At 33.9% G+C, this 3073-nt stretch carries 3 protein-coding genes and 1 pseudogene; 1 reads left to right on the forward strand and 3 read right to left on the reverse strand.

Annotation, left to right across the window (positions count from 1 at the left end; all coding sequences use genetic code 11):
- Positions 1-4 precede the first annotated feature (4 nt).
- From MUN42_RS08250 to MUN42_RS08260, 3 genes and pseudogenes are all read right to left on the reverse strand, one after another.
- Positions 5-262 carry a hypothetical protein gene (locus MUN42_RS08250; RefSeq protein ID WP_243344261.1) on the reverse strand — a complete coding sequence of 86 codons (258 nt, stop codon included), beginning with the start codon at positions 260-262 and terminating at the stop codon, positions 5-7.
- 16 nt (positions 263-278) lie between these two features.
- Entirely contained in the window at positions 279-1349 is a 1071-nt protein-coding gene (locus MUN42_RS08255) for a minor capsid protein (RefSeq protein ID WP_243344263.1), read from the reverse strand.
- Positions 1327-2217 (reverse strand): annotated as a pseudogene (locus MUN42_RS08260) (phage portal protein). The gene MUN42_RS08255 and the pseudogene MUN42_RS08260 overlap by 23 nt, the downstream one beginning before the upstream one ends.
- A 337-nt stretch (positions 2218-2554) precedes the next feature.
- Between MUN42_RS08260 and MUN42_RS08265 the strand changes: the two are divergent.
- On the forward strand, positions 2555-3073 hold a 519-nt coding region (locus MUN42_RS08265; protein WP_243344266.1), incomplete at its 3' end, for a DUF4417 domain-containing protein.

The raw sequence follows: 3073 nt of genomic DNA on the forward strand, positions 1-3073 counted from the left end.
TGCCTTATCTCCTAAGACCCTTATTTATATTCCTATATCGTTGTTTCTTGTCTAATCTCTTAAACTCTTCTTCCGTCAATATCCTCTGCATTGCTATCTTATACTTCTTTTCCCTAGGATACTTATTCATATCAATAAGCTTTCTACATTCCAAAGCCTCTTTCCTAGTATAAAAGTGTGCGTGTTGACTATAATCTCCATACTCCCTCTTTAAAAGCCATTGCCTATGCATCTTAGGGTAATGGATAATAGATAACTTCATATTAAGTCCTTTTTATCTATCTTTCAGGTGCTTCAACCCACTTGAGCCACTCATCATACTTCATATTGAGGGGGACTTTTACATTCTTACCATTTTTATCTCTAGCAAGCCTAGTTCTTTTAGCCCTCTTCTCTTCATCGGCTATATATTTTATAGTTGTAGTCCTACAATTAGGGTGGAAGGGTGGATAGTTTTCTCCTACTGTAGCTTCATCTATCGGATAATGCTTACCATCTTTACTCCTACATATAGAGCTTGTCCTATTGTCGAGGGTTGCCAATATCTCGTATTCCTTAACCTTTAGCTTCTTATAGGCTAGGATATCGCCTTGCCCTTTTATATAGGCTGTTTCAGTCCTTAAGAGCCTTTTTATATTAGCCCTATATCTCCTACCGTATACTCTTTCTAACTCTGCTGTTAGGTTATTGATTGACTTACCCGCTATGATGTTTTTAGCTACTGCTTGCTCGGCTCTCTTAGCTATGAGGTAGGAGTTAGTCCAGATATTTTCACTGTAATTACTACCTGACCAAGGATTAGTTAAAATCGCCTTTGCATTGTCCTTAGACGGCTTTATGTGGTGGCTCTCGGTTAATTCTATGGCTTCAGGGTTTTCGTCTCTGTATTCGTCATATATGGCTCGATAATAGGTATCTGTAAGACCCTTTTCTAGGAAGTCGCATACTTTTTCATCTTCAATCTGAGCTAGTATAGCTGAATTAGCTAAAATTCCAGCCCTTAAATCTAAAAGCCTTGTAATCCTCTTTCTCATCGTCAAGGTATTAAGCTCTAGTAAAAGAGCCTTGTTGCCTGTAGCTTCTATCTGTTGAAGGTACTCCTCCATAGTAAATCGCCATTCTCTATAGTCGTTTCCAGTAAGTAGACCCATGGCCTTATCTGTATCTATGCCATTATCGGTCATATATCTACCAAAAAGGGTCTTTATATCTCGATTAATATATCTGATAGCCTTGCTATAATATCGCTCTAGCTTGTCTTTTACCTCGTCTGCTTTGTCTAGTAAATCAAGTAGCTGTTTCTCACTTCTTCTCTCCCAATAAGCCTTACTCCTCTTCTTGGTGGTCATGGTCTTGTCCTAACCTTGTATACATAGTCATTGAGTTTTCTATGTTCTCACTGTCCTCTTTCTCTTTTTTTGCCATCTCATCAGCTGGATTGGAAATAAAAGGCAACAGTGATAGTCTTGTTTCGGTTGATAAGTCATTAGCTAGGTTCTGCATGATTTGAGTAATCTCAAGTATATTTTGAGGAAGTGAGTCGCTGAACTGCATATCAATTAATCCCCTAGTTAGTTCATTGGTATTGATGATATTGAGGTAGTTACCTATAAGGTCCATTCTCTTTCGTATACCCTCTCTAAAATACATTTCTTTCGTATTTCTAAGCTCTTCACTAGTTAGCATTTTAAGTCTTAAAGATACACCAGGTACATTGGTACCAAAGGCTTCATCTGAAAAGTCAGGAGTAAAAGAAAACTTGTGAATGTCCTTATTTAGCCTTAATTTAAAATTTTCAACCCAACCGTCATTAACATCTTTTATCAACCACTTTGCATCTCCATTATCATCTAAAAGCAAGACTTTATCTTCCTTCATCTTCTCTATATCGTCTTTATCGGTCGCTTGCTAGTTAATTAAGGCTAAGTAAGCGTCTGAAAACTCGTCCATATCATCTAAAGTATTGGATTGCTCAGCATTATATGCATCTATCAGGCTAATCACTTGTTCAAAGTCCCCCTGCATCTCTTCATTGTTTTTGAAGTGAATTAAAGGAACACCTTCAAAGTAGTGGGCTTCTTCAAAGACTAGCTCTCTATCGCCTACCTCATTAGTCCTATATACTTTCTTGCTCCTCCTATCATATAGCTCTATATACTTAACTTTTTTACCATCGTTGTCTATATCATAAAAATGTAAGTTATTAAAATGATACAAATTAACAATTGAAAATGTGGCTGTTCTAGCCTTTCTAGGATTTCTGATTAGTATGGACCATAAAGATTAGGTGTTTTTTTATTGCTTATTTTCCTAAAATTTAGTTTATGCACACCCCTAGAAAAATAAATATCTATACTTTTTAACGCCTATAAAAAGGGGGCGTCTTTTTGAAGTTACCTAAATTTTAAAAATTTAATAAATATTTCGGGATATTTTTCATTATTTTTCTATCTATGATATAGAGGCTAGTATTTTATAACGATTAATTAGGCAAATATATTTTGCTTTACTAATCGATAATATGGAAAGCTCAACATTATATTAGGAGGATATTTTGAAAAATAGTGTAATAATGAATAATGGATTCAATCCTAAATTAATAGAAAATGTAGATTTAGTTGGTAAGTATGATATGCCCTTAATCCGTAATGAAGAAATAGGTAAATGTGAAAATTTCATACCTTTTGAAAAAAGAAATTTATACAATAATAGCAATGTAGGAATTCATTTTTATATTTATGATAGAGTATTTAAACAAATAATAAACAATCCAGAAAAATATAGAGATGAATTAAAAAAGTTTAATGTTATTATAAGCCCTGATTTCTCAGTTTGCTATGATATGCCTATTATTAGACAAATTTATAGCACTTATATGAATAGAGTTTTGGGAGCTTACTATCAGAATCATGGTATTAAAGTAATACCAAATGTAAGATGGGGAGATTCAAGATCTTATGAATTTTGCTTTGAAGGATTAGAAAAAGAAGAAACTTATGCAATCGGATCCTATGGACAGATAAAGAAAAAATCAAATAGATATTATTTTGAAAAAGGATTGGAAGAATTTTTC

Origin of the sequence: Anaerococcus sp. AGMB09787 (assembly GCF_022808955.1) — a bacterium.
Taxonomy (GTDB): domain Bacteria; phylum Bacillota; class Clostridia; order Tissierellales; family Peptoniphilaceae; genus Anaerococcus.